This window comes from Embleya sp. NPDC005971 (assembly GCF_040629175.1).
In the GTDB taxonomy this organism is placed as follows: domain Bacteria; phylum Actinomycetota; class Actinomycetes; order Streptomycetales; family Streptomycetaceae; genus Embleya.
In genome coordinates this window covers 72279-97320 of the sequence record NZ_JBEXUX010000011.1, presented here as the reverse complement: position 1 = coordinate 97320, position 25042 = coordinate 72279, and the positions used below count along the sequence as shown (strand labels likewise).

Here is a 25042-nt window from a genome sequence, read left to right as displayed (position 1 = left end):
CGGTCCGGCCGCCGAGCCTGCGTGTCCCCCCGGTTCGGCCTGCACCGGGCGGGGCCGGGAAAGCACGAAACGCTGGTCGGCCCCGTCCTGGTGGCCGCGCGATCGGCGGATCGTTTCGGACTGCTCTCGGCGATGGCCGGGGGCACTAGCCGATGCGCCGCCGGGTCTGGAGAACGACGGCCACGACCTCGTCGGACACTTCGTCGCCGACCGAGATCCGAACGTCCGTGACCGTGCCGGGCCCGGGAGCCGTGAGCTCGGTCGAGACGTAGTCGTTCTCCAGGACCGCGAGCACCTCACCGTCGCGGACCGTCCGCCCGCGCTCCACCAAGCCCTCCATCACGCGCCACGGTTCGCCGAACGGTGCCGCGCCCCCGGTGGTGAGCTCGCGCGGCCCCATGTCGAGCCAGACCGGCGGTGCCAGTGGTCCGCCGATACGTCGCTCGATGCGGTCCAGCGCCGCCGAGGCGCGTCTCGCCGTGTGCGCATCGTCGGCGCTCAGTCTGCGCAGCAAGGGTTCGATTGCGCGGGCGTCCCCCAGTCGCCCGAGCACGTCGAATGCTTCGGACCGCGTCAGTTCGCTCGCGTCGTCCAGGCAGTCGACAACGGCCTCCGTGTGATCGGCGGTGCCGTGTACGGCCAGACCGCACAGGGCCGACCAGCGGGCCCCGCTGTCGGGATGCAGCCCGCGTTCGAGAATCGGCACCGCGCGGGGATCGTCGACACTCTTGAGCATCCGCATGACCGCCGATTCGAGGGTGCGGTCGTGCGCCACCGCATCGAACAGGGCCTCGGGAAACGCGCGGACCAGGAGCCGCTCCAACCGGTCGAGGTGCTCGAACTCCTCCCGGCCGCAGCGCTCCCCCCTTGCCCCCGGGGCGTCCCGGCCCGGGTCGACCCGAACCGCCAGTGCGCCGATCAGACGGTGCAGACTCACCGGTCCAGCGGCCACCAGCCTCGCGCCGGCCCTGTTGTCGCCACCCAGGAACGACACGATGAGGTCGTCGATCCCGTCGGGTACCACGTCCATCGGAGATCAACCGCGCTTTCGTCGGCAAGGGGTCGAGGCAGGCAAGGCACGGCGCAGGGTGAACGTGTCCCGTGTTCGATCAGCCCTCGTCGCCCGCCCGGCGCGGCGGAGGCCCCGCCCGGTGCTGCGGAGGCACGTAGAGCGCGCTCCGGGGGACCTCGCGGCCCGACTCGACGTCGACGATCAACACTCCCCCGCCCTCACGCACGAACTGGAGTTCCGACCCGACCGGGAAGTCGTAGATGCCGATGAGGGCCGGTTCGATGGCGCAGAGCTCGTTGAAATCGACGGGCGCCCAGTTCTTCGCGTTCGACAGGTACTCGCCCGTGTCCGAGTCGCCCAGGATGCGCCACCCGTTGTCGGCCGGCTGCCGGGACGGCTTGCGGTGTACCCAGCGGATCCGGCTCTCGCCCGCGAGAACGCTCCTCGTTGCCAGGCTCGCTCCGGCGCCCGGGATGAACTCGGGGTATGAAAGAGACACGCGTTCCTCCTGGGGTGATCGGCGAGTCTCCCATACCCGTCCCGACTGCGTACGGACAGGCCCGAGTTCCGGCCTTCGCCGCACTCGGCGCGGCCGGCGCGCGTGCCGCCACCGGCGGGCCCGGCCTGGCCCTGTGGGCCCGACAGCGGGCCCATTGCACGGTGTTCGGTACCCACCCGGGGTGTCGGACACGCATACGATTCGCAGCCCAGGCGCACGCGGGCGGTGGTGGGAAGTGCGCGCCCCCGGGGCGGGCGGTGCGCGGTCGCCGTCGTGCCGGCGGCGTGCGGCCGAATCCGGTGGCCGTGCGGCAATGTCCTTGCGTACGGGTGAAGTTCATTCGATGCTGTTGCGGGCAGACGGGCGGGTATCGTCGGCTGCCGGGTGGAGCGAACCGGTGCTGCCGTTGCGAACGGGCCCGGCAGCAAAGCGAGTACGGGTGGCGGCTTCGGCCGACCCACACCGAGAGGACCACAGGATGGGAGGGGTTCCGTCCCCATGGTGAGATGGCCCGGCCGCCGCCCCGACCCGGAGAGTGATCCCGGCACCGGAGGACGCGACACCGCAGACGCCACGCGGGAGACGGCGGTAGCCGCCGAGCAGGCCGACGATGCCACCGCCCGCGACGGCGCCCCGGCGGTGTCCGACCACACCCGAGCCGACCCCGCCCCCGCAGGCTCGATACATGTGAGCCACACCGGGGACGCCCGTGCCGACAACAACAGCGTGGCCAACACCGGGTACATCCGGAAAATCGTCCTGACGCAACAGGCCGCCGCCCCGCGCCCCCACTGGACGTCGCGGCCGACTCGCCGGCCAAGGCCGTGCATCGTGAGTGGGAGAAGGAAGCCAAGCTGCGGCGGCTCCTGGAACCCGCGCCTCTTCCGACGCGATGGCAGGTGTCCGAACGCAAAGTGGCAGGCCGGATCGACGGGGCGATCGCCGACAAGGGCCGTGCCCGTTTCACCCCGTTGCCCGGGTTGAAGGCGGTCACCCTCGACGATCTGCGCCAGGGGGGCACCCTGCCCGAATTGCACGCGGTGTACGGCGGCTTGGCCTCGGGCCGTCTGCTCCTCGTGGGCTCGCCGGCGGTGGGCAAGACGTCCGCCGCCCTGCTGCTCCTGCGGGAGGCGCTCAGGCACCGCGAGGCGGCGGACCCGTATCCCCGTGCCGGTGATGCTCACGCCGTTCGGTTGGGACCCCGCAAAGGAGCTTCCGACCGACTGGGTGGCGGGCCGACTCGCCCGCGAGTACACCCTGTTCCGGGGCAGAGGCGGAGTCGCCCGGGCGCGAGATCTGCCGGCGGAGGGACGGATCGCGCTGTTCCTGGACGGGCTCGACGAGGTCGGCGGGAAGTTGCGCGCCGCCATGCTGAGCGCGCTGGAGGAAGCAAGTTTCCGCCCAGTGGACGTCACCCCGGCGCACCCCGCACGGCTCGGCCTCCCGGACGCGGGAGAGGTACGCGGAGACGGCGAGGCAACGCGGCGATTTCGTCCGCCGGTTCCCGGGTCGGGGTACGGATGGCGAGGTCGACACCGGCGCTCGGCTCGGGAGCCGAGAGTTGGCAGAAGGAGTCGAATACGCCTCCTTGCGGAGGGTCCAGGTCCTGGAGGAGTCCCGCCCGTGGAGCCAGGCTCCCCCGACGCGTTGTCGCCATTCCCGAAGTCCCGCCCGCGACCACGTGATCTCGGCCGGGTGCGTGTGCGGATATCGGGTAGCGCACACCGAGGGCGACTTCGAGCAGGGCGTTGAGCGCGAGAGCGACCCGGCGTAGATCCGCCTCGGTGAAATGAAAGCGCACCACGCTGCGCCATCCTCGATGGCCGGAACCCTGTGGCTGCCGGTGAAGGGCATGGCGGTCGAAACCGATGGATGTCAGGCTCGTTCTCGACTCACCTCGTACGGGGGACGTTGGGGAAGCGGATCCCCGCCTGGGGATCGCGACCCGCCGATGGGAACCCACCCTTCGTACGAGAGAGCCGTCGCGCCGCGGCGAGACGGCCGGCGAGCCTTGATCGCCCATCGAAGACCCGACGACCCACAGGAGAAACGTTGTTCATCAAGGGCAAGAAGCGGCATGTCGCGGCGCTGACCGCGACCCTCGCACTGACACTGGGCTTTGCCGGCACCGCGACCGAAGCGGGCGCTGCCACCTCGGCACTGGGCGACGCGTGCCGGACCGTGGTGACCTCCAATTCCGCCGGCAAGGTGTACGTCTGCTGGAACTGGTACCCGAACTCCAGCGGCAACTACAACGGGCGCTTCCACGGAACGTTCTACGATCTCAACCCGAAGGACGGCCGGTGGGTCATCCTTCAGGCCCGCTGGAAGGGCCAGGGTTGGACGCCCGTCGCGACCGCCGCGAACGGCGGCAACTTCGATCGCGACTACACCAACCTGAGGGATCTGAACTTCCGGGCCTGCCTCACGGGAGGCTATTGCGGATCCCCCGCCGTGTAGCAACGGTTGCCAAGGAGCCGGCCACGGTGCCACCCGGAGCCGCGGCCGGCTCGACTGCTCGCCTCACCCTCGACACGGGTACGGGCCACCGGCCCCCGGCGGGGCTTCGGGCCTTGCCGGACGGGCGCCGCGCCGGGTTGTGCCGCTTCCGGGTGGGCAACACGAACACTGCGCCCGCCCGGACCGGCCAAGGCGCGTGCCGGCGCGTGTGCCCCGCGCGTGGCCGGTCTGCGGGGGTTACATCCCGGCTGTGACCAGGCCGGTTTGGTAGGCGATGACGACGAGTTGTGCTCGGTCGCGGGCGCCGAGTTTGGTCATGGCCCGGTTGACGTGGGTCTTGGCGGTGAGGGGGGTGACGTGCAGACGTGCGGCGATGTCGTTGTTGGACAGGCCGAGGGCCGTGAGGGTCGTGACCTCGCGTTCGCGGGGGGTGAGCAGTTCCAGGCGGCGCGCGGTGCGCGGGTCGGCGGCGGCCGGTTGGGCGACGACCCGTGCGATGAGTTGGCGGGTGGCGGTGGGCGAGAGCAGTGCGTCGCCGGCGGCTACGGTGCGGATGGCGTCCAGTAGTTCGGGCGGGTCGATGCCCTTGCCGAGGAAGCCGCTTGCTCCGGCGCGCAGCGCGTCGACGACGTGCTCGTCCACCTCGAACGTGGTCAGGATCAGGATCTTGACGCCCGCGAGGTCCTCGTCGGCGCCGATGAGCCGGGTGGCCTCGATGCCGTCCAGGACGGGCATCCGGATGTCCATCAGGACGACGTCGGCGCACGCGGCGCGGGCACGCTCGACGGCTTCCGCGCCGGTGGAGGCTTCGGCGACGACCTCCATGTCGGGCTGGCTGTCGATGAGGAGCCTGAAGGTGCCGCGCAGCAGCGCCTGATCGTCGGCAAGGAGGATCCGGATGGTCATCGGGCGTCTCCCGGGTCTTGGGGCAAGGGCAGTTCCGCGACGACCCGGAAGCCCCCGCCCCGGCCGGGGCCGGCGGTGAGGGTGCCCCCGAACGCGGCGGCGCGTTCCCGCATGCCGATCAGGCCGTGGCCGTCCGTGGCGGCCATGTCGGCGGCGCGAACTCCGTTGCCGGTGTCGGTGATCTCCACCCGCAGCGCCGTGTCTCCGTAGTCGAGGTGGACCCGGGCGGTTGCACCCGGGCCGGCGTGTTTGGCGGTGTTGGTCAGCGCCTCCTGGGTGATCCGGTAGGCAGCCAGTTCGATCGAGGGGTACGCCGGCCGGAGGGCGCCGGTGATCGTGACCTGTACCGGCAGGCCGGTGTGGACGAACGACGCGGCCAGGTCGTCCAGGTCGGCGAGTGTGGGGGCCGGCGTGCGCGGTTCCGATACGTCGTCGTCCTGACGCAACAAGCCGACCGTGGCGCGTAGTTCGTCGAGAGCTGCCCGACTGTTGTCCTTCAGTTGGCCCAGCGCCTGGTATGCGGCCTCGGCATCGGTGCGCACCAGGTGCTGGGCGACGCCCGCCTGGGCGTTGACGAGGGTGATGTGGTGGGCCACCACATCGTGCAGGTCCCGCGCGATGCGCACGCGCTCGGCGGTGACCCGGCGGGCGGCTTCGTCGTCACGCGTGCGTTCGGCCTGTTCGGCTCGCTTGCTCAGTGCCGCGAGATGCGCGCGCCGCGAGCGGGTGAGGTCCCCGAGCGCGACCGACAGCACCAGCAGGTCGAACGAGGCGAGCGTCCCTGCCGCGAAGACCTCGTCGGAGCGGCTTGCGGCGAGGGCGACGGTCAGCGCGACGGTGACCACCAGGCCGATGACCCACGCCCGTCGACGGGGCAGACGCGACGCGAGAGTGTAAAGGGCGATCAGGCTCGCCCCCGGTACCAGCGGTTGGCCCGGCGCCGACGCGAGGTGGACGACCTCCACCGAGGCGACGGCGACGGTCACGAGGACGGGCGCGCGGCTACGCCACACCAGCGGCGCGCAGGCGGCCGCCGTCCACAGCACCGGGGCGGCCCGCGGGCCGTGCCAGCCGGAGGGCCCCGCCATCGAGGCGAACACCGAGACCACGAGGAGCAGCGCACCAGGGAACGCGTCCTTGGCCCGACGATGTGCCGCGAGGTAGTCGCGGACGGTGGTGATCATGCGCACTCCTGCACGGTACGCAGGCCCCGGCCGGCACGGGATGTCATCCGTGCCGACCAGGGCCGAAAGGGCGGCAAGTCGTCGGTGGACGGGGTGTCAGCGGCCGGCGTGCGCCGTCGGGGCCTCCCTGGTCGCGGGTGTCGGCGCGTCCTGGTGCGCGCCTTCCACGGAGATCCGCGGCATCACCTTGTCGAGCCACGACGGCAGCCACCAGTTGGCTCGACCGAGCAGATGCATCAGCGCGGGTACCAACATCATCCGCACCACGATCGCGTCCAGGGCGATGGCCGCGGCCAGGCCGACGCCGAAGGTGGCGATGACGCGCATGCCGCCACCGGCGAAGGCCGCGAACACGCTGAACATGATGGCCGCCGCGACCACGATCACCTGCCCCGTCTCCGCCTGACCGACGCGGACCGCGCGGTGATTGTCCCGGGTGCGCGTCCATTCCTCGTGCATGCGACTGACCAGGAAGACCTGGTAGTCCATGGACAGGCCGAACATCACACCGATGACGAGGATGGGGACGAAGGATTCGATCGGCCCCGCGGAGCCGACCCCGAGCAGTTCGCTGCCGAAGCCGTGTTGGAACACCAGTACGATCGCCCCGAGTGCGGCTCCCAGGGTCAGCAGGTTGGTGAGCGCGCCGATCAGCGGCACCAGCACACTGCGGAACGCCAGCATCAGCAGCAGGAATCCCAGCACGACGATGATCGCGACGAACAGTGGCAGCTTGGCGATCAGGGCGTCGGCGAAGTCGTTGCTGCTCGCGGTGCTCCCACCGATGTGCACGCGCAGCGCGTTCCCGTGCTCGGCGGCGGGGACCACGTCCTTGCGCAGACGCTCGATCAGATCGCCGGTCGCCTGCGACTGCGGGGAGGTGTCCGGAACCACCGTGATCACGGAGAACGCCTGCCCGGGTGTCGCGGGCGGCGCCTTGACGGCCGCGACACCGTCGACGGTGTCGAGACGGTCGACCAGACCGCTCAATGCCTGGCGGGCCGCGCCGTCCGGGGTCTGGGCAGCCAGCAGGAGCGGACCGTTGAAGCCGGGGCCGAAGCCGTCGGCGAGCATGTCGTAGGCCTTTCGGCTGGACGAGGCCGGCGGGTTGTTGCCCGCGTCGGCCGCGCCGAGCCGAAGGGACAGCGCCGGGATCGCCACGATCGCCATGACGACCACGGCCACGACGGCCGGCCCCTTCGGGTGGCGCCGCACCCGCGCGGCCCAGCGGCCCCAGAACCCGCTGCCGTCGTCCTTGCCCGGGCGCGGCCCGTGTGCGGCCAGGTCGCGGCGTTGGCGGCGGCTGAGCACCCGGGTCCCGAACAGGCCGAGCAACGCCGGTAGCAGCGTGACGGCTGCCGACACGGTCGCGAGCACGGTCAGCGCCGCGCCCAACGCCATGCCGTTCAGGATGCCGATCCCGAGGGTGAACATCCCCAGCAGCGCGATGACCACGGTCAGTCCGGCGAAGACGACCGCCCGTCCGGAGGTGTCCAGGGCCTTGGCGACCGAGGAGGCCACGTCGTCGCCTCGCATGAGGTTGCCGCGGTGTCGGTTGACGATGAACAGCGCATAGTCGATGCCCACCCCCAGGCCGATCAACGCCCCCAGGGTCGGCGTGACATCCGCGAGGGTCAGCACGTGGCTGAGCAACATGGTGGCCATCAGCGCGGTGACGACACCGGCCACCGCGGTGATCACCGGCAGGGCCGCGGCCCACGCGGAGCGGAAGACCACGAAGAGCAGCAGTGCGGCCATGCCGATGCCGATGATCTCGCTCCACTTCGACACCGCGGCCGTCTCGGTGAACGCGCGGCCGCCCAGTTCCACATGCAGGCCGGCGCTGCGTACGGAGGTCGCCAGGTCCTCCACGGCCTGTACCTCGGCCTTGTCGAGATCACCGCCGGCCCGGGTGAAGTTCACCGTGGCGTAGGCGATGCGCCGGTCCGGGCTGACCTGTTTCGCACCCGCATCGGTGTACGGGCCGACCACCGCGGCCACGCCGGGAGAGTGGGCGACGCGATCCAGGGCCCCGGTCATCGGATCCCGCACGCCCGCGTCGGTCACGGTGCCGGCGTCGACGCGCCAGGCGATGGTCCCGCCGGCGCCGGCCGCGGCCGGTGCGTTGGCCTGCATGAGCTTGATGGCGGTCGCCGATTCGGTGTCCGGCATGGTCGAGTCGTTGGCGTACTTCGCTCCGGCGGACAAGGCGGAGACGGCCAGCGCTGCGAGGACCGCCGCCCACAACACGACAACCAGGATCCGGTGCTTGTGGCACCAGCGGGCAAGCGCGGACATCGAACCTCCGAGGAAGGGGTGTCTCCCACGTACGCCGCGTGCGGACGCCGGCGTCGGGGACAGGTTCCGGGGCGGACGACGAAAACCGTGGCAATCGGTCGCATCCGCCCTGGTCAACCCTCGCGCGTCGACGGCCGCGTGTCGTTGCCCGGCCGTAGACACTTGCGTCTGCTGCGAACGCAGTAGACACCGACACCACCGCGGTAGACGCGCGGCGCCCTCGCCACCCCTTCCCGTGCACGCACGTCTTGCCTCGGACGAACAGGGCGAGCGGACTTCCGCCGCATCATCGGCCGCGACGCCTGAGGCGACACCGATCCGCCCGCGCCCGATCGCACCGGGCCCGAGTCCCCAAGGCCATCCCCCTGCCCAGCCCACCGATGAGCGTCCGGCACCTTCACCTACCGGCCCGACGGCCCCCCGGCACCGGCCCCGCCGGGCGCCCCGTCGGGCCTCGTCCGCCGATGTATCAACCCGCGCCGAGGCGTTCGGTCACGAACGCGTCGATCTGCCGGCCCACGTGGTCGATCATCTCGTCGGTGAGACCGTGGTTGCAGGAGATGAGCATGCCGAACTCCATCACGTGGTCGGCACCGGGAAGTCCGCCCTCGGGCTGACGGAAGGCCGCGTCCTTCATGAACGGCTGCCGCACGGCGTTGCCCGTCCACACCACGCGGGTGTCGATACCCCGCGCCTCCAGGAACTGCTGGAGGTCGCTGCGCCCGAAACCGGCGTCCGGCCTGATCAGGAAGCAGTACGACAACCACGCCGTGTGCAACCCCTCCAGTTGACGCGGGGTGGTGAACAGGTCCGGGTGCCGACGCAGCACCTCGGTGTAGCGGTCGAAGTTGTGCTGCCTGCGGGCGTGGTTGCGGTCCAGCTTCTTGACCTGCTCGACGCCGAACGCCGCGCAGAGCTCGTTCGGCAGGAAGTTCCAGCCGACCTCGTCGAAGATGAACATGTTGTCGTAGTCGATCCCGTCCAGGTCCGTCCAGAAGTCGCGCGACCCGGCCTTGGAGCCGAACAATTGCGCCTCCGAGCGGCGCCCCCAACCACGCAACGTGAGGCAGCGGTCCCGCAGTTCGTCGTCGTCGAGCATCACCATGCCGCCGCTGCCGGCCGCGGTGATGATGTGCGACAGCGAGAAACTCGTCACCGAGATGTCGGCCCGCGTACCGGTCGGCGTTCCCCGCAGCGTCGACCCGACCGCGTCGCACGAATCCTCGACGACCTTGAGGCCGTGCCGGTCCGCGATGTCACGAATCGCGTCCCAGTCGGGCGCGTTGCCCGCCAGGTTCGGCACCAGAATCGCCCGCGTCCGCTCGCCGATCATCTCCTCGATGCGGGTGACGTCGATCTGGAACGTGTCCGGTTCGACGTCGACGAAGACCGGGACCAGCCCGGCCCGCAGCAGGCAGGACAGGTCGGTGGAGAAGGTGAGCGGAGAGGTGATCACCTCCGACCCCGGCGGCAGATCGAGCAGGTCGACGGCCAGGAACAACGCCGCCGAGCCCGAACTGACCATCACGCCATGGCGCTTGCCGAACAGGTCGGCGACCCTGCGCTCCATCTCGGCGACGCGCGGACCGACCCGCAGCCCGTTCTGCCCCTCGGTCAGGACCGAGACGACGGCATCGATCTCGGCCTGGTCGTAGACGGCGGTCGTGTAGACCACGCGCTTCTGCTCGCTCATGGAGTCCCTCTTCGTCGGTGGGCCATTGGGAGTCGACACCGGGCGGCGGCCACCCGATCCGTCGATGACTTCATAGCTATCATAGCCATGATGGACCTACAAGCCGTCCCGACGCTTGATCCCATCCAGATTTCGTGTAACGGTTACACATATCCGCGCAGCGGGCCGGATCACCCCCGGTCCGCACCGCGGGCGCCTGCCGCACCCACCTCGCCGGCTTCGACGTGCCCACATAACGTCGTGGCCGTCGAGGCCCTCGCCGAGAACCCCAACGGCAAGCTCCTCGACCGCGACCCACGACAGACCTACGCCCACTCGGCGAACCGGTGACGTACTCGTGCATCGATTCGCCTCCCCCGACCGATCTCCACCGAGGAGCACGCGTGCAATACGAAACAGTCGGCCGGTCCGGCCTGAAGGTGTCCTCGCTGGGCCTGGGCTGCAACAACTTCGGGATGAAGATCGACGAGGCCGCCGCAACGAAGGTGGTCGACGCGGCCCTGGAATCCGGCATCACGCTCTTCGACACCGCAGACGTCTATGCGAAGGGTCGTTCCGAGGAGATCCTCGGAAAGGCACTCGGTGCCCGCCGGTCCGACGCGGTGATCGCCTCGAAGTTCGGCGCCCCGATCGCACCCGGTCCCCACGGCGGCGGCTCCTCGCGGCGGCACCTCGTCCGCGCCTGCGAGGACACGTTGCGCCGACTCGGCACGGACCACATCGACCTCTACTACCAGCACTACCCCGACGACACGACTCCGGTCGAGGAGACGCTGCGCGCCCTGGACGACCTGACCCGCGCCGGGAAGGTGCGCTACACGGCGGTCTCCAACGTGTCGGCCTGGCAGTTGGCCGACGCCGTACACGTCTCCCACGCGCACGGGCTCGCCCGATTCTGCGCCGTGCAGGTCGAATGGAACCTGCTCAACCGCGCCGCCGAGAGCGAACTCGTCCCCGCCGCCGAGCACTTCGGGGTCGGCGTCATCCCCTACTTCCCGTTGGCGTCCGGCCTGTTGACCGGCAAGTACCGGCAGGGCGCGGATTACCCCCGGGGGTCACGTCTGGCCGATCTCCCCTACTTCGCCTCCGTCGCCACGCCCGAGAACTTCGCCGCCGTGGAGCGCCTGCGCGCGCTCGCCGGGGAATCCGGGCACGACCTGGTGAGCCTGGCCCTGTCCTGGCTGGCAAGTCGGCCGTCCGTCCCCTCGGTCCTGGTGGGCGCGACCTCGGCGGAGCAGGTCTTCCGCAACGCCGAGGCGCTGGTGGCGTTGCCGCCGGATCTCGTCGCCGCGATCGAGTCCGCCGTGGCTCCCGCGTAACGTGCCGATCACCCGCCCCGCTCACGCCCGTGGCGCCCGGCCACTACCGCCGGTCCGCTTCGAGCGTGTCGCCGTGTCCCGCCGAGTCCTCGCGCGCCCGCGAGCCCCGGCTGCCGGATGCAAGACAACCGGTCGCGTCCCCGACCCGGCGCGGCTTCGGCGTCGCGTCACCACGACAACGGAAGGAAGAAGTCTCTTGTACGTCTCGATACATGCTGTCGAGCCCGGGTGCGATCGTCTCGACGTCCGTCCCGTTCGCAAGCCCGCCGCGCGTCTGCGCCGTGCCCTCCCCGCGCATGCGACGGCCGCCCGATGAGCGCCCGGGAAGGCACCGGGTCGGACGGCGTCCACGCGTTGTCGGCCGCGGATCGGCTGGAGATCGCCGAGTTGCCCGCGAGGTTCTGTCACTGCTCCGACTACGCCCGGTACGAAGGGTTCGCCGACCTGTTCACCGCGGACGTGGTGACCACGCTCGTCGGCATCGGTGAATACCGGGGCCTGGAAGCCCAGATACGGCACGCGCGCGACACCCGGACCTGGACGCAGGGCCACGCCTGGCACGTCGTGAGCAATCTGTGGATCGAGCCCACCCGTGAGGGCGCGGCCGTGCACTACTACATGCTGGGCATGCTGCGGACCGGCGCCGACGACAGCGGCCGCGTCAACACCACGGGCCGCTTCGTCGACCACGTGACGCGCACACCGAACGGGTGGCGCATCCGGCGGCGGGAATTCACCCTGGACCACCCGACGACGCCACCCGACCTGGCCTGACCAGGTTTCTCGAACGTCCGCTCGCGCGGCGCCTCCGTAGCCTCGCCGGCCAAACCCCGACCCCCCGCGCGAGACGTCTACCAGGGCGAGGGGTTGCTGAACAAGGGGGTCGACGCCACGGCCCGCCGGCCCGGCCCCGGCGCGTGGGCCGGTCCGGCGGGGGCGCCGCTCAAGGACTCGAGCGCTGCGATCGTGCTCTCGACGACCTCGTCGTACAGTCGCTCGAACGCGCCCGGCAGGTGCGCCAGGACCGGGCCGACCCGCGCGCGGGCACCCTCGTCGGCGCGATCCAACGCCTCCCGCAGGACCGATGCCATCTCCGGGGCCGGGGCACGCCGAGCCGCCAGGGTCGCCTGGCCGACGATCGTCGTGCTGACCAGCGCGACCGCCAACGCCAGGTCCTCGTCCCCCAGTTCCAGTGGCGCCAGGATCTCGGTCAACAGCATGATCGCCGGCAACCAGGCGGGCTGCCGGGTCGACGTGATGTAGGGAAGCAACTGGGGATACGGCCGCAGGTGCTCCAGACTCATCCACATCCACTCGTGCAGTTCCTCCCGCCACGACGAACCGGTCGGCCGGTCGAACTCCATGTCGCTCGCCACCCGGTCCGCCACGGCGTACAACAGGTCGTCACGATCGGGGAAATAGCGATACAGCGCCATCGGCGCCGACTCCACCGCCTCCGCCACCCGTTTGATCGTCAACGGCGCCCCCGGATCCCGGTACACCAACGCCACCGCCGCGTCGACGATCTGCCCGCGCGACAGCCGCGGCGGCCGACCCCGACCGCGCGAAGGCGCCTCCCCCGACGACTCGACCATGAGCTCCGTCCTTTCGCCACGCCCCACCGGCGCCCATCATCCGCGGGACAAGCGTACGCATCCCACAAAATCGGTGCCGGCAGCGCCCGATGTCGGTGAGTCGGGAAGCGTCGTCGGCGCCTCCGGACGCGGCTTCGACGGCCGACCGACCGACCCGGGAAGCCGCCGGCGCTGCCCCGCGGGCCGGTGGCGCAGAACCACGCCCTGCACCGAGCACGGGCAAGGGCACGGGGCGGCTGCGCCGGACCGGCGGGGCTGCCCCGTGCCGTTTCGGCAGCACGAGGTGGCTCTCGTGGCGGGCCCGTCCGGTACGGACCTCTTTATTTTGCGTACATCCTATGTTAATTTCTGCGCCCGTTCCTCCATCGGACGCGGCGCCCGCGCCGCTCCGTATTTCGCCCCCCGGCCCGAAAATTTCGGGCCGACGGCTCACCCCCGCAGGCGTCCCCGTCGATCCCCTCGATCGGCGGCGGTCGCGCAATGCCGAGAAGAGGATTCATGGCCGGCAACGCACAACCCAGCCCACCGCCGGACGCCACCCCAAGGCGCGGAACGGGCGTCGGGCGCCTGGACGGCGCATCCAAGGCGCGCATCGTCACCGTCGCCGCCGTCGTCATCCTGTTCGCCGAGGTCGTCCCCCTCCAATACGCGATGGTCCTGCCCGCCGTACAGAAGGTCGGGGCCTCCTGGCCGGAGGTGGGTGGCAACCTGGGCTGGATGGTCATCATCATCGCCCTGGTCGGCGGCGCGACCACCCCCATCGTCAGTAAGCTCGCCGACCTCTACGGCAAGCGTCGGATCATGCTGATGTGCAGTGTCGGCTTCCTGGTCGGATCAATCCTGTGCGCCGTCACCGACTCCTGGGCGTTGTTCCTGGTCGGCCGGGCCCTGCAGGCGACCGCCTTCGCGATGACCGCGATCGCCGTGGGGCTGCTCCGCGACCTGTTGCCCCGTCGGTACGTCCCGGTCGCGATCGGCGCCCTGGCGGCCGGCTTCGGCTTCTCGGGCATCCTCAGCCCGTTCGTCGGCGGCGCCCTCACCGACCAGTACAGTTGGCGCTCGCTGTTCTGGTTCCTGGTGGTGTACGGGGCGGTCATCATCCCGCTCATGCTGCTGCTCGTCCCGGAGAGCAGTGTGCGGGTGCACGAGAGACTCGACTGGGTCGGTGCGATCCTGCTCGGCGGCGGTGTGGCACTCGCCCTGGTGTACATCAGCAACGGCCAGACCTGGGGCTGGAGTCGGCCGAGTGCCTGGGCGTATCTCACGGTCGGTCTGATCGTGCTGGGCCTGTTCGCGGTATGGGAGACGAAGACCCCGTCGCCGATGATGAGTCCGCACCTGCTGCGTTCGTCCAAGGTCTCGATGGTGCTGGCCGTCGGATTCCTGGCCAACGTGGTGATCGGCGGGATCGGCTACATCGTTCCGTATATGGCCCAGACCGACGCCTCGGCGATCAAGGATCAGATCCTGGCCGGTGCCGCGGCGACCGCCGGGCAGCCGGTGGAGGTCATGCGGCAGATCATCACCTTCGAGGGCGACCTCGGCTACGGGTTCGGCTTCAGCCTCCTTGCCTTCGCCGCCCACATCACCATCGGCATGTCGGCAACCAGCATGGCCGCAGGGCCGGCTGCGGGGATGTGGGGGCGTGCCTCGGGCCTGCGCGGGCCGCTGATCGCGGGGATGGCCGTGATGGGGACCTCCGCCGGGCTGCTGGCACTGTGGCATGGACACTGGGTGACCGTGCTCGTCTTCTACACCGTCTACGGCGTGGGTTTCGGGTTCTACTACTCCGCCGCCAACAACCTCGTCGTCGAGGCGGTCCCCGAACGCGAATCCGCCGTCGGGGCAGGGATGTTGGCGGTCGCGCAGTCGTTCGGGGCGGCCGTGGGAACCGCGATCATCACCGCGGTCCTGTCCGCGCACACCTTCCGAACGGTCTCCCCCGGTCCGACCGGGCAGGGCACCGTGACGACGGACATTCCCCAGGTGTACACCGACGCCGGCTGGACCACCGCGCTGTGGGTCGTGGCCGCGGCGGGTGGTCTGGGCACCGTGATCGCCCTCCTGTTGAAGTCCGGCCGCACACCTGCCACGGGCGGCACGGCATCCGACATCGTCGCCGCGACGGACGAGCGCGTCACGGCCGCTTCGGGCTGACGGGGCGGGAGGACCGGGTGATCGCCGGGACGTTCGCACGACCGAGCGTCCCGGCGCCGATGTCGCCCCGCCTTCCGTGACCAAGTCGGGAAGGCGGGGCGAGCTCTCAGCGAACCGCGGGATGACCAAGTGCGGTTCGCAGCGCGTCACATGCGTGGTCGAGCGCGTGCGAACAGGCCGGCACCTGCGCGAACCACGAGAGGAAGCCGTGCACGGCGCCTTCCACCTCCAGCACCTCCATCGCCCCGCCCGCCCCGCTCACCCGCTCGGCGTACGCGTGGGCGTCGTCCCGGCCCGTGTCGTACTGGGCCGTCACGATCAACCCGGGTGCGAGGCCCGCGAGTTCCGGGGCGTACAACGGCGACAGGTAGGGCTGGGTGAAGTCCGCGCCACCGCCGTAGGCACTCCACATCGACTGCGACGTCTCCCGGTCCAGCATCGGCGCGTGGGCGTTGGCCAGAGCGGACGGCCGTTCGGACAGCGCGTCCAGGGCCGGGTACGCCAGGAGTTGGAAGGCGAACCGGGGACCGCCGCGGTCGCGCGTCATCAGGGCGGCCACCGCCGCGAGGTTGCCGCCCGCGCTGTCGCCGCCCACGGCCACCCGCGCGGGGTCCACCCCGATCTCCTCGGCGTGCTCGGCGACCCAGCACGCCGCCGCGTAGAAGTCCTCCGCGGCGGCGGGAAAGACGTGCTCGGGCGCCAAGCGGTACTCGACGGACACGACGGCGCAGCCGCTGCGGTTGGCGATCTCCCGGCAGATGCCCTCGTGGGTCTCGATGCCGCAGATCGACCAGCCGCCGCCGTGTGCGAACACCAGCACGGGAAGGCGCTCCGCAGGTCCGGGGTAGTAGATGCGCACCGGGATGTCTCCGGCGGGACCCGGCAGCACTCGGTCGGCGACCGAGTGCACCTCGGGGCGGGGTTGGCGCGCCGCGGCCTCGTCGACCCGCCGGCGAACCGCCGCGACGCTCTGCGGCGTCACGACCGGAAGCGGCGGAACCGCGGCCATGATGGCGGCCAATTCCGGGATGAGAACGAACTGTTGCGAGCGAGCGTTCACCTTGGGGGCCTCCCAGTGCCAGGAGTCGGCCGTCGACCCGCGCCCAGGCGCGTCGGGGCGCTCCAATGAATGTACCCATCATACATTTGATGGACACGGCGTCCATCGACCGATGCGGTCGCCGCCCGTCCGGGCCCGTCGGTTCGCGGGGCGACGACGGATCGAGGACCCACTCGCCCGCGGCGCCGAATTCCCGAACCCACCTGCGGAATGGGGCGCCTGTCGGGCCCCGGTCCGCTCCGGACGACCCCCGCGTGACGGGTGCCTCGTCCGGGTCCTGGACCATGTGGGCTCCTCCGAGGCGGCGCGTTCCGGGCCGGACGGCGCCGCACGCCGCCTCATTTAGCGTTGTGGATACACTTATAGACGATGGCGCGGGAATGATCCAGGTCCCTCGTCGTCGCCCGGCTCCCTCGTCGTCGCCCGGGCCCGATCCGGGATCCCGGCGACGACGACAACCGGACGCCGGCCGCAGCGACCCGGCGGTCGGCGTCGGCCGGCCACCGCCCGCACGAGCCCCGCTCGCTCGGCGGAGTCATCCCGGCAGCACCGCGGTTCGGCGGGATGCCCGCACGCCGGAAGCAGAGGGCAGGCCGACGCCGTCGGGGGTGAGAAGCTCCTCCAGGGAGGCGATGTCCCCCGTGCGTGCCGCCGAGACGAAGGCTTCGAACAGGTGGCGGTGCTCGACCGCGTCGACGTCCTCGCGCTGTTCCCCCAGCAGATGCTTACGGGCTCGGCTCAGGATCTTTCGTACGTTGACGACGCTGAGTCGGAGCATGTCCGCGATGTCCGTGTAGGCGTAGTCGAAGGCCTCACGCAGGACGTACACCGCGCGCTCGGTGGGAGCCAGCTTCTCCAGGACGAGGAGCAGGGCGAGTTCGAGGGCTTCGGCCCGTACGGCGCCGGCCGCAGGGTCGCCGCTGGTGTCGACGGGTTCGGGGAGCCAGGGCCCGATGTAGGTCTCGCGGCGGACCCGGGCGGACTGGGCCACGTTGATGGCGAGGCGGGTGGTGGCGCTGGAGAGGAACGCCGCGGGGCTGACCACCACCGAGCGGTCGGCCCGCTGCCACCGCAGCCACACCTCCTGGACCACGTCCTCCGCCTCCGCCGCGCTGCCCAGCATCCGGTACGCGATACCGAACAGGCGCGGACGCAACTCCAAGAACACGGCAACGGCCTCGTCCAATGTGCCCTCGATGAGGGACGACTCGGAATGCATGAGCCTGCTGTCTCCGATCCTGCGGGTATGGATGCGACGGCTCGCGCGACCGTGGGAAATCGGGCGGACACCCCCGGAGGCAACGACCTCGGACCGCCGACGGAGCGGCCACGACATCCGCCGAACTGGCTGTCTTCACACTCGTCGATCGCCCGCTCCGCGGGACCCTGGGGAATGCCTGGTCCACCCCCTGGTCACCCCGGGGTGAACCAGGGGGGCTGCGGCCCCCGGGCCCACTCACGCGCGAATGCACGGTTCGCAGCTCGGCCCGTCGGCGCCACCCGCCCGCCGGTCCTCCCGATCTGGGAGCGTGGCCCGTCTCCCGGGCGGTTGCGGGGCTGCCTCGACGGGGTGATGTGGCAATGCCGAAGGGCGGTCCGTGCCGGGACTCGCCCGAGCGGTACGGGCGTACGGGCCTTGGCCAACCATCCACCGGCGCTTTCAGGCGTGGGCCTTGGCCGGGACGTCCCAGGTCCCGGTGAAGGCGATGATCGCCGGGGCCGCCGCCTCGCCGTCCCAGGCCGCCGGGCCGATCACCATCGGGGCGCGGGGGCGGGAATCCGGCGTTCGGCCGGCCGGGCTCAGGCGCGCGGGACGTCGCGGCGGCTGCCGCGTTCGTGGGGCGAACCGCCGAGCCGTTCCGCGCGGCGGCCGAACGTCGTCGGAGCCCGCACTACGTCGGCGTCGACGCTCCGGGGAGGCACCGTTCGCGCTCAGCGCCCCAGCGGTGACGCGGGCGGATTCCAGCCGAGTTGAAGGACGGCCACATCGTCCGCCAGTCCTCCGAAGGGAGCCGCCATGGAGGCGACGCCGCGCACCAGCGCGTCGACGAACTCCTGGGACGGCAGATGGGAGTAGTGGGTCGCCAGGCGCAGAAGTCCCTCCTCGCCGAGCCGTGCGGACGGCTCGGTCCTACCCTCGAAGAGGCCATCGGTGAAGACGACCACACGGTCCAGCGGACCAAGCTCCAGCTCGGTCTCCGACCAGTCCGCCTGCCCGGGAAAGATCCCCAGCGCCGTTCCCGTTCGTGGCTCCACCCATCGCAACTCCCCGGCCCGCCGCAGGAGAAGGCCGGGGTGCCCGGCGCTGACCACCCGCACGGCGCCGCCCCCGGCGGGAAACACCAAGGAAATGACGGTGGCGTACGTTTCGCTGTCCGGCCTTTCGCCGGTCAATATCCTTTCGAGCAGCCCCAGTTGCTCAAGCTGTGTCTTTCCGCAGAGCAGGGCGGCTCGCCAGGCCACCCGCAACTGCACCGCCAGGGCGGCCTCGGCAGCCCCGTGCCCCGAGACATCCCCCAGGATGACGTGGACGCTGGAATCCTCGATTTGCACCACATCATAGAAGTCGCCGCCCAACAGCGCGTGGGCGCGCCTCGGCTCGTATCGTGTGGCCGCGGAGAAATCATTCCCCCGGAGAGCCGGCGCAGGAAGCAGACCCCGCTCCAGTACGAGTGAATCGCCAACGATCTGCGCATTGCCCTCTCTCATGGCCGTGGCCGCCTCCATGTGCCTTCTCCGCAGAGCGAGCCGGATGGCACCGCGCAGTCCCTCCGGGTCGACACGTCGTCGGTCGACATAGGCGTGCGCCGCGCCGTCACCCGGTCCTATCGCCGCAGCCGATGCGGCGTCGGCGAGAACGACAACGGCCGCGTGCGGGGCCGATCGGCGCAGCCGGCGGGCGATCTCGGCCGCCCTCGTCCCGGAAGGGGAACGACCCACCAGCACACACATGGGCCCGCGGCAGGCGGTGAGGAAGGGCCCTGCTTCGCCGGCGTTCCTGTGCCACACCATCGACCGAACGAATGGAATCGGCAGCAAATCGCATATACGGAAACCCTCTTCCTCGTCCTCCGAAATCAGGAGCACGGTGAGGTCACGAAAAAGAGAATTCTCTTTCGTCGCCGCATCTTCCCGAAACTCCATCCTGTGTCGATGTGAGTCACGCGCGGCCGGCACTGAGAATACGCTCGTCATGTCAAGGCTTTCCGTTGGCAGGTGAGTGCTGTCCGTCCCCCGGCGTTCGTCGCCGACGCGTGCCCCTCCTGATCGTCCTATGCTCAGACCGGTCGGGCGCGGGAAGTGTGACAGGCAGGCCATGGGCACACTTTCGGAGACCACGGGGTGCGCCGCCGGACCGGCGGCGGGTACGTCACCGGCATAGGCGAGGTCCTGGAAGCGGCCGATGTCGGCGTGCGCTCCCACGTTCCGCACGCGGCCCTCGATCGCGTCGACCCACCGCGACACCGGACCCGGCGACCTCGACGGTCGCTCGGCTGCCTGCCCGCCGGCCCCCGCCACGAGCACGGATGTGGCGAGCCGGTATCCGACGACGGCGGGCGGACGAGCTCGTCGGCAGTGGGAGACCGAATAGCCCGGCCGAACGTGACACTCTCCCGGCATTTCCCGACGTGGAATCCCTCACAACATTCGATCACAAGGTGCCGACACCGTCTCGGATATCGTGGCAATGACCGTTCCAACCGTTGTGGAAGACATCCTTTCCCGATTTCCCCAAGGAGCCATGTCGCATGATCGCCAGTCCACTTCCGGACCTGGTCGGCCGGCATCGCGAGTGCGCGGTGCTCGACGAGCTGCTGATCGGCCTGCGCGAAGGCGGATCCCGAGTGCTGGTGGTCCGTGGCGAAGCCGGCATCGGGAAGTCGGTGCTTCTGGAATACCTGGCGGCGCAGGCGTCCAGGGTGAACGTGGCCCGGGCGCATGGCATCGAGGCGGATATGGAGCTGCCCTACGCGAGCCTGCACCAACTGTGTGCGCCGTTCCTGGGCGAGCTCGAAAATCTGCCGGCGCCCCAACGCGACGCCCTCCGTGTGGCGTTCGGAATGGCGGCCGGCGACCCGCCCGACCGCTTCCTGGTCGGTCTCGCCGTGCTTACTCTGCTCACCCGGGCCTCCGAGACGCGACCCGTGCTCGTCCTGGTCGACGACGCCCAGTGGCTGGACCAGGTGTCCCTGCAGACCCTGGAGTTCGTGGCCCGACGGCTGCTCGCCGAGGCGGTCGCGATGGCCTTCGCGGTACGCGACCCCGAGGGGCGGACCGCACTCAACGGTCTGCCGGCGCTGCAGACCGGCGGTCTCGACACCACCGCGGCGGGCGAACTCCTGGAGGCCACCGTCGGCGGACAACTCGAGAAGCGGGTCCGGGACCGGTTCGTGGCCGAGATGCACGGCAACCCGCTCGCCCTGCTCGAATTCTCCCGAGGCCGCAGCGCCGCCGAGTTGGCCTACGGCCTGGACTCGTCGGCGTATCCGAACATCCGGGTGCCGGTCGCGAGCCGTGTCGAACGGGACTTCATCAGCCGGCTCGGCTCGCTGCCGGCTGCGACTCGGACGCTGCTGCTGATCGCCGCGGCGGAACCGGTCGGTGACGCACGCCTGTTGCTCCGCGCAGCCGCCTCTCTCGAGATCACCACCGATGCCGCGCCGGCCAAGGCGGCCGGCCTGATCGAGTTCGGCGAGTCCGTTCGGTTCCGACACCCGTTGGTCCGCTCGGCGGTCTACCACGGAGCCGAGCCCAAGGAACGCCGCGCCGTGCACCGGGCGTTGGCCGAGGCCACGGACCCGGTCCTGGACCCCGACCGGCGAGCGTGGCACGCCGCCCAGGCTGCCGACGGGCCGGACGAGGAGGTCGCCGCGGGGCTGGAGCGAGCCGCCGACCGCGCGCGGCAACGCGGCGGCATCGCGGCCGAGGCGGTACTGCTGGAACGCGCGGCCGAGATGACGCCGGAGCGGTGGCCGAAGGGGCGCCGAGCCCTCGCGGCCGCCGAGGCGCACTTCTCGGCCGCCGCGCCCAACCGCGCGACGGAGCTCGCGACGCTGGCCGAACTGTGTCCTCTGAGCGCCCTGGACCGTGCACGCCTGGCACGGTTGCGGGCCCGGATCCTGTTCGCCCGCAGCCGCAGCGACGAGGCGGCACCGCTCCTCCTCGAAGCGGCGGCCCAGTTCACCGCCGCCGGGTCGCCCCTGGCGCGGGAAACCTACCTGGAAGCGATCAGCGCGACCATCTTCGCGGGCCGGGTCCACGGTCCCGCGGGTGCCCGCGCCGCCGCGATCGCCGCCCGCGGTTCCGGAGCGCCCCCGTCGAACTCCAAGGCCGCCGACCTGCTCCTGGATGGTGTGGCGGCGCTCCTCACGGACGGATCCGAGTCCGGCATCCCGGCCCTGCGCGACGCGCTGGAGCTGCTCGCGCACGAGGAGCTCGGCACCCGGGAGTCGACCATGCGCTGGCTGCTGCTGGTGCCGGTCGCGCTGGAGGCGTTCATTCACTACGCCTGGGACCTGCACGCGTGGGACACGCTGTCGAGTCGCGCGGTGCGCCTGGCCCGCGACGTCGGAGCCCTGGGCGCGCTGCCACCCGCCCTCATCTACGCCGGTGGGGTGCACATCCACTACGGCGACTTCGCCAAGGCGACCAGGATGATCGGCGAAGCCGACGCGCTCGCCGACGCGAGCGGCCACGCCCCGCACAAGTACGCGACCCTCGTACTGGCCGCTTGGCAAGGCGAGGCGGACGTCGCCGCCGCCATCATCGAGGAAGCCAAGCAAAGGGCCGACCAACGAGGCGAAGTGTCCCTGCTGGGCGCCATGGGCTACATCCAAGGGGTGCTGTTCAACGGCTTGGCACGCTACGAGGAGGCGTTGGAGGCCGCTCGCACGGGCATCGAGCACGACGGGTTCAACTTCACCGGCCTGTCGCTGGTCGAGCACGTCGAGGCCGCGACCCGGTGCGGCGAACTCGATCAGGCCCGCGCCTCGCTGGCCCGGCTGCTGGAACTCACCCGCGCCACCGATTCGGGGTGGGCCCATGGTGCCGGCAGCCGCAGCCGGGCTCTTCTCAGCGACGGTGACGATGCCGACAGGCTGTACCGGACCGCGATCGAGGAGTTCGGCCGCGGCGGTGTGACCGTGGAGGTGGCGCGCACCCACCTGCTGTACGGCGAGTGGCTGCGCCGCAATCACCGCCGAACGCAGGCCCGAGAGCACCTTCGCACAGCTCACGAGATGTTCGACGGAATGCGGGCACACGCCTTCACCGAACGAGCCCGCCGCGAGTTGCTCGCCACCGGCGAGCACGTCAGGGCGCGGGAGAGCAAGCCGACGAGTGCCCTCACCCCCCAGGAGTCACAGGTCGCCGGGCTCGCCGCCGACGGCATGACGAACGCGAAAATCGGCGCGGAACTCTTCATCAGCCCCCATACCGTGGAGTGGCACCTGCGGAAGGTGTACTCCAAGCTCGGAATCAACTCACGTCGTGCACTGCCGGATGCCCTCGCGGGCCCTCCGGCCGGGAGCGCCGGGAGGCCGGGGCGCTGAGAACCGATGCGGGCCGACCACGCTTCGCGGGCCCGACACCTCATGGGCTTGGTGCGACCATCGGCTCGTTCGGTCCTTGTGCGTCACGTTCGTGCCCGCCGGAGGGCGGATGGCGGTGTCGCCATCTCGCCCTCCGGGTCCGTCCGCCGGTCAGCGAACCGGGCGCGCCGCGCTCTCGATGACCCGCGCCACCTCGTCGGGACGCGACACACTCACCGCGTGCGACGCACGCACACTCACCATGTGCGCCCCCGCCCGTTCGGCCATGTAACGCTGGGCCTCGGGCGGGATGTTGCGGTCCTGCTCGGTAACCAGCACCCACGACGGAATCGTCTTCCAACCCGGCTCGGAGGCACCCTCCTCCAACGCGGCACTGGTCACCGGGCGCTGGGTCACTGCCATGACATCTGCCGTACCCTTCGCGACATCCGCCGCGAACTGATTGCGGAACTTCCCCTGCTCGATGTACAGATCCGTACCCGCCGTCCCGTTGGGCAGCGTGACCGGAACCGGACGCAGCGCCTCACCGAGCGTGCTGCCCGGGAACTTCCCCGACAACTCGACCGCGCTCTCCCCCCGCTCCGGGAGGAAGGCCGCGATATAGACCAGCGCCTTCACGTTCCGCGCACCGGATGAGGCGTTGCTGATGACCGACCCGCCATACGAGTGACCGGCCAACACCACCGGCCCCTCGATTCCGGCCAGTACCTCCTTCAGATACGCGGAGTCGCTGCTCAGCCCACGCAGCGGATTGGCCGCAGCCACCACCGGATAGCCCTCCCGCCGCAACCTCGCCACCACCCCGTTCCAACTACTGGAGTCGGCGAACGCACCATGGACCAGAACCACCGTCGGCTTGCGCTTCGACGAGGCGAGGGAGGTGGAATCCTCTCTCTCCGCGCTCGCCGGCGACACCGACACCGCAAGAACGGACGCGGCCACCGTGACCATGGCCATCACGGAGAGTGCGGAACGGGCACCTCGGGAACGAGAACGTTTCATCACAGAACCTTTCGAGTCGTGAACCGAACCAGTCGCGTCCGATCAGACACGGACACAACCGGCGGGCAGGAAGGAGATGTACCGCGAACACCGGTCCGTGGCGGGCCCGTTGGGCTCCCGGACCGCACGTCGCGGCAGGGCCGAGGGGCGACGCGCGCCGGGTCTCACCCGACGCGCGCTCCCGCAGGGGGTCGAGGCCGTGAGCCGGTCCCCGCCCCGGATGACGAGGCTCCCGAACGAGGAGCCCTTTCCGCGGCCTTGGGCCTGCGGTATCGCGCGGGCGGCGGACCTCAGCCGGTCTGCAGCGCGACGCGAAGCGTGCTGACGGCTTGCTGCATCGCAGCGGTGGTGGCCCCCGTGGACCGAAGCGGGTTCAACATCATGAAGTCGTGCAACGTGGCGTTGTAGCGGATGCTGGTGGTCGGGACGCCGGCCCGGATCAGCTTGCGGGCGTACGCCTCACCCTCGTCACGCAGGACGTCGTTCTCGTCGACGAGGACGAGCGCGGGCGGGAGCCCTTCCAGGTCCTTCGTATCCGCCCGCAGCGGAGACGCGGTGATCTCGGCGCGTTCGGCCGGATCCGTGGTGTAGCAGTCCCAGAACCAGGCCATCGCCTTCGCGGTCAGGTACGGCCCGTCGGCGAACTCCCGATAACTCGCGGTGTCCTGGCCCGCATCCGTCACCGGGTAGTACAGCGACTGATGTACGAAGGACACGTCGCCCCGTCGCTTGGCCATGATCGTCAACGCGGCCGCCATGTTCCCGCCCACCGAGTCCCCGGCCACCGCCAGGCGCGCGGCGTCCAGCCCCTCCCGGTCACCGTTGGCCGTGATCCACCGGGCGGTCGCGTACGCCTGCTCGATCGCCACCGGATACTTGGCCTCCGGGGAGCGGTCGTACTCCACGAACACCACGGACGCCCGTGCACCGACGGCCAGTTCACGCACGAGGCGATCGTGCGTACCCGCGTTGCCGATGACCCACCCGCCGCCGTGCACATACAGAACGACCGGAAGCGAACCCTCGACACCGACGGGCCTGACCACGCGCACCCGCACGTCGCCGACCTCGGCCGGCACGGTTATCCATTTCTCCTCCACGTCGGGCTTCTCGACGGGTGCCGCCTGCAGATCGTCGAGGACCTTCCGCGCGCCCTCCGCACCCAGCTCGTACAGGAACGGCGGATTGGCGGTCGCGTCCGCGAGTCCCCGAGCAGCGGATTCGAGTACCGGATCGTTCACGGCTCAGCTCCTGGTGTGAGTGAAGATGTGTACTGCCTTCACCCCTCAAGACAGCCGACCCATGA

The 25042-nt window shown here is 70.6% G+C and carries 16 protein-coding genes and 1 pseudogene; 5 read left to right on the top strand and 12 right to left on the bottom strand.

Annotation, left to right across the window (positions count from 1 at the left end; all coding sequences use genetic code 11):
* Nucleotides 1–145: 145 nt before the first annotated feature.
* Together ABZ374_RS12750 and ABZ374_RS12745 are read right to left on the bottom strand one after the other, a co-directional pair.
* Entirely contained in the window at nucleotides 146–1030 is an 885-nt protein-coding gene (locus tag ABZ374_RS12750) for a HEAT repeat domain-containing protein (RefSeq protein ID WP_360310023.1), read from the bottom strand.
* Between the two features lie 79 nt (nucleotides 1031–1109).
* Nucleotides 1110–1511, bottom strand: a complete 402-nt coding sequence (locus ABZ374_RS12745; protein ID WP_360310021.1) for a DUF2185 domain-containing protein — start codon at nucleotides 1509–1511, stop codon at nucleotides 1110–1112.
* A 2052-nt stretch (nucleotides 1512–3563) separates the two neighbouring features.
* Between ABZ374_RS12745 and ABZ374_RS12740 the strand changes: the two genes are divergently transcribed.
* Nucleotides 3564–3971: a hypothetical protein gene (locus ABZ374_RS12740; protein WP_360310019.1), complete on the top strand. Its 408-nt coding sequence runs from the start codon at nucleotides 3564–3566 to the stop codon at nucleotides 3969–3971.
* Between the two features lie 237 nt (nucleotides 3972–4208).
* Here the strand turns inward: ABZ374_RS12740 and ABZ374_RS12735 are convergent, their stop codons facing one another.
* The 4 genes from ABZ374_RS12735 to ABZ374_RS12720 all read right to left on the bottom strand — a co-directional run bounded on the left by ABZ374_RS12735 (nucleotide 4209) and on the right by ABZ374_RS12720 (nucleotide 10052).
* On the bottom strand, nucleotides 4209–4877 hold the full coding sequence (locus ABZ374_RS12735) for a response regulator transcription factor (protein WP_360310017.1): 669 nt from the start codon (nucleotides 4875–4877) through the stop codon (nucleotides 4209–4211).
* Entirely contained in the window at nucleotides 4874–6061 is a 1188-nt protein-coding gene (locus ABZ374_RS12730) for a sensor histidine kinase (RefSeq protein WP_360310015.1), read from the bottom strand. Before ABZ374_RS12730 ends, ABZ374_RS12735 begins: the two co-directional genes overlap by 4 nt.
* A 96-nt stretch (nucleotides 6062–6157) precedes the next feature.
* A complete protein-coding gene (locus ABZ374_RS12725; protein ID WP_360310013.1) occupies nucleotides 6158–8359 on the bottom strand; it encodes an MMPL family transporter in 2202 nt (733 codons plus the stop codon).
* Between the two features lie 469 nt (nucleotides 8360–8828).
* Nucleotides 8829–10052: a DegT/DnrJ/EryC1/StrS family aminotransferase gene (locus ABZ374_RS12720; protein ID WP_360310011.1), complete on the bottom strand. Its 1224-nt coding sequence runs from the start codon at nucleotides 10050–10052 to the stop codon at nucleotides 8829–8831.
* Between the two features lie 383 nt (nucleotides 10053–10435).
* Between ABZ374_RS12720 and ABZ374_RS12715 the strand changes: the two genes are divergently transcribed.
* Nucleotides 10436–11371 carry an aldo/keto reductase gene (locus ABZ374_RS12715; protein ID WP_360310009.1) on the top strand — a complete coding sequence of 312 codons (936 nt, stop codon included), beginning with the start codon at nucleotides 10436–10438 and terminating at the stop codon, nucleotides 11369–11371.
* 312 nt (nucleotides 11372–11683) lie between these two features.
* Nucleotides 11684–12145: a nuclear transport factor 2 family protein gene (locus tag ABZ374_RS12710; protein WP_360310007.1), complete on the top strand. Its 462-nt coding sequence runs from the start codon at nucleotides 11684–11686 to the stop codon at nucleotides 12143–12145.
* Between the two features lie 77 nt (nucleotides 12146–12222).
* On the opposite strand, the gene ABZ374_RS12705 is transcribed toward ABZ374_RS12710, so the two are convergent.
* The gene (locus tag ABZ374_RS12705; RefSeq protein WP_360310005.1) at nucleotides 12223–12966 is read right to left on the bottom strand and encodes a TetR/AcrR family transcriptional regulator; all 744 of its coding nucleotides are present in this window, start codon (nucleotides 12964–12966) and stop codon (nucleotides 12223–12225) included.
* A gap of 498 nt (nucleotides 12967–13464) precedes the next feature.
* Between ABZ374_RS12705 and ABZ374_RS12700 the strand changes: the two genes are divergently transcribed.
* A complete protein-coding gene (locus ABZ374_RS12700) occupies nucleotides 13465–15123 on the top strand; it encodes an MFS transporter (protein WP_360310003.1) in 1659 nt (552 codons plus the stop codon).
* A 106-nt stretch (nucleotides 15124–15229) separates the two neighbouring features.
* Here ABZ374_RS12700 and ABZ374_RS12695 read toward each other — a convergent pair whose 3' ends face one another.
* The 3 genes and pseudogenes from ABZ374_RS12695 to ABZ374_RS12685 all read right to left on the bottom strand — a co-directional run bounded on the left by ABZ374_RS12695 (nucleotide 15230) and on the right by ABZ374_RS12685 (nucleotide 19327).
* Nucleotides 15230–16183: an alpha/beta hydrolase gene (locus ABZ374_RS12695; protein ID WP_360310001.1), complete on the bottom strand. Its 954-nt coding sequence runs from the start codon at nucleotides 16181–16183 to the stop codon at nucleotides 15230–15232.
* A 556-nt stretch (nucleotides 16184–16739) separates the two neighbouring features.
* A pseudogene (locus ABZ374_RS12690) lies at nucleotides 16740–17402 on the bottom strand (sigma-70 family RNA polymerase sigma factor); the annotation flags it as partial.
* A gap of 713 nt (nucleotides 17403–18115) precedes the next feature.
* On the bottom strand, nucleotides 18116–19327 hold the full coding sequence (locus tag ABZ374_RS12685; protein WP_360309999.1) for a PP2C family protein-serine/threonine phosphatase: 1212 nt from the start codon (nucleotides 19325–19327) through the stop codon (nucleotides 18116–18118).
* A gap of 605 nt (nucleotides 19328–19932) precedes the next feature.
* On the opposite strand from ABZ374_RS12685, the gene ABZ374_RS12680 reads away from it, so the two are divergent.
* On the top strand, nucleotides 19933–22734 hold the full coding sequence (locus tag ABZ374_RS12680) for an AAA family ATPase (RefSeq protein ID WP_360309997.1): 2802 nt from the start codon (nucleotides 19933–19935) through the stop codon (nucleotides 22732–22734).
* A gap of 150 nt (nucleotides 22735–22884) precedes the next feature.
* Here ABZ374_RS12680 and ABZ374_RS12675 read toward each other — a convergent pair whose 3' ends face one another.
* Together ABZ374_RS12675 and ABZ374_RS12670 are read right to left on the bottom strand one after the other, a co-directional pair.
* Nucleotides 22885–23691, bottom strand: a complete 807-nt coding sequence (locus ABZ374_RS12675; RefSeq protein ID WP_360309995.1) for an alpha/beta hydrolase — start codon at nucleotides 23689–23691, stop codon at nucleotides 22885–22887.
* A 335-nt stretch (nucleotides 23692–24026) separates the two neighbouring features.
* Nucleotides 24027–24977 (bottom strand): alpha/beta hydrolase, encoded by a 951-nt coding sequence (locus tag ABZ374_RS12670; protein WP_360309993.1) that lies wholly within the window; start codon nucleotides 24975–24977, stop codon nucleotides 24027–24029.
* Nucleotides 24978–25042: the final 65 nt, after the last annotated feature.

Excerpts from the sequence above, each read along its gene's own strand:
- ABZ374_RS12710 (WP_360310007.1), top strand. The coding sequence starts at position 11,684 with ATGAGCGCCCGGGAAGGCACCGGGTCGGACGGCGTCCACGCGTTGTCG.
- ABZ374_RS12730 (WP_360310015.1), bottom strand. The coding sequence starts at position 6,061 with ATGATCACCACCGTCCGCGACTACCTCGCGGCACATCGTCGGGCCAAG.
- ABZ374_RS12685 (WP_360309999.1), bottom strand. The coding sequence starts at position 19,327 with ATGGAGTTTCGGGAAGATGCGGCGACGAAAGAGAATTCTCTTTTTCGT.
- ABZ374_RS12675 (WP_360309995.1), bottom strand. The coding sequence starts at position 23,691 with ATGGCCATGGTCACGGTGGCCGCGTCCGTTCTTGCGGTGTCGGTGTCG.
- ABZ374_RS12725 (WP_360310013.1), bottom strand. The coding sequence starts at position 8,359 with ATGTCCGCGCTTGCCCGCTGGTGCCACAAGCACCGGATCCTGGTTGTC.
- ABZ374_RS12680 (WP_360309997.1), top strand. The coding sequence starts at position 19,933 with ATGATCGCCAGTCCACTTCCGGACCTGGTCGGCCGGCATCGCGAGTGC.
- ABZ374_RS12700 (WP_360310003.1), top strand. The coding sequence starts at position 13,465 with ATGGCCGGCAACGCACAACCCAGCCCACCGCCGGACGCCACCCCAAGG.
- ABZ374_RS12720 (WP_360310011.1), bottom strand. The coding sequence starts at position 10,052 with ATGAGCGAGCAGAAGCGCGTGGTCTACACGACCGCCGTCTACGACCAG.
- ABZ374_RS12705 (WP_360310005.1), bottom strand. The coding sequence starts at position 12,966 with ATGGTCGAGTCGTCGGGGGAGGCGCCTTCGCGCGGTCGGGGTCGGCCG.
- ABZ374_RS12750 (WP_360310023.1), bottom strand. The coding sequence starts at position 1,030 with ATGGACGTGGTACCCGACGGGATCGACGACCTCATCGTGTCGTTCCTG.
- ABZ374_RS12735 (WP_360310017.1), bottom strand. The coding sequence starts at position 4,877 with ATGACCATCCGGATCCTCCTTGCCGACGATCAGGCGCTGCTGCGCGGC.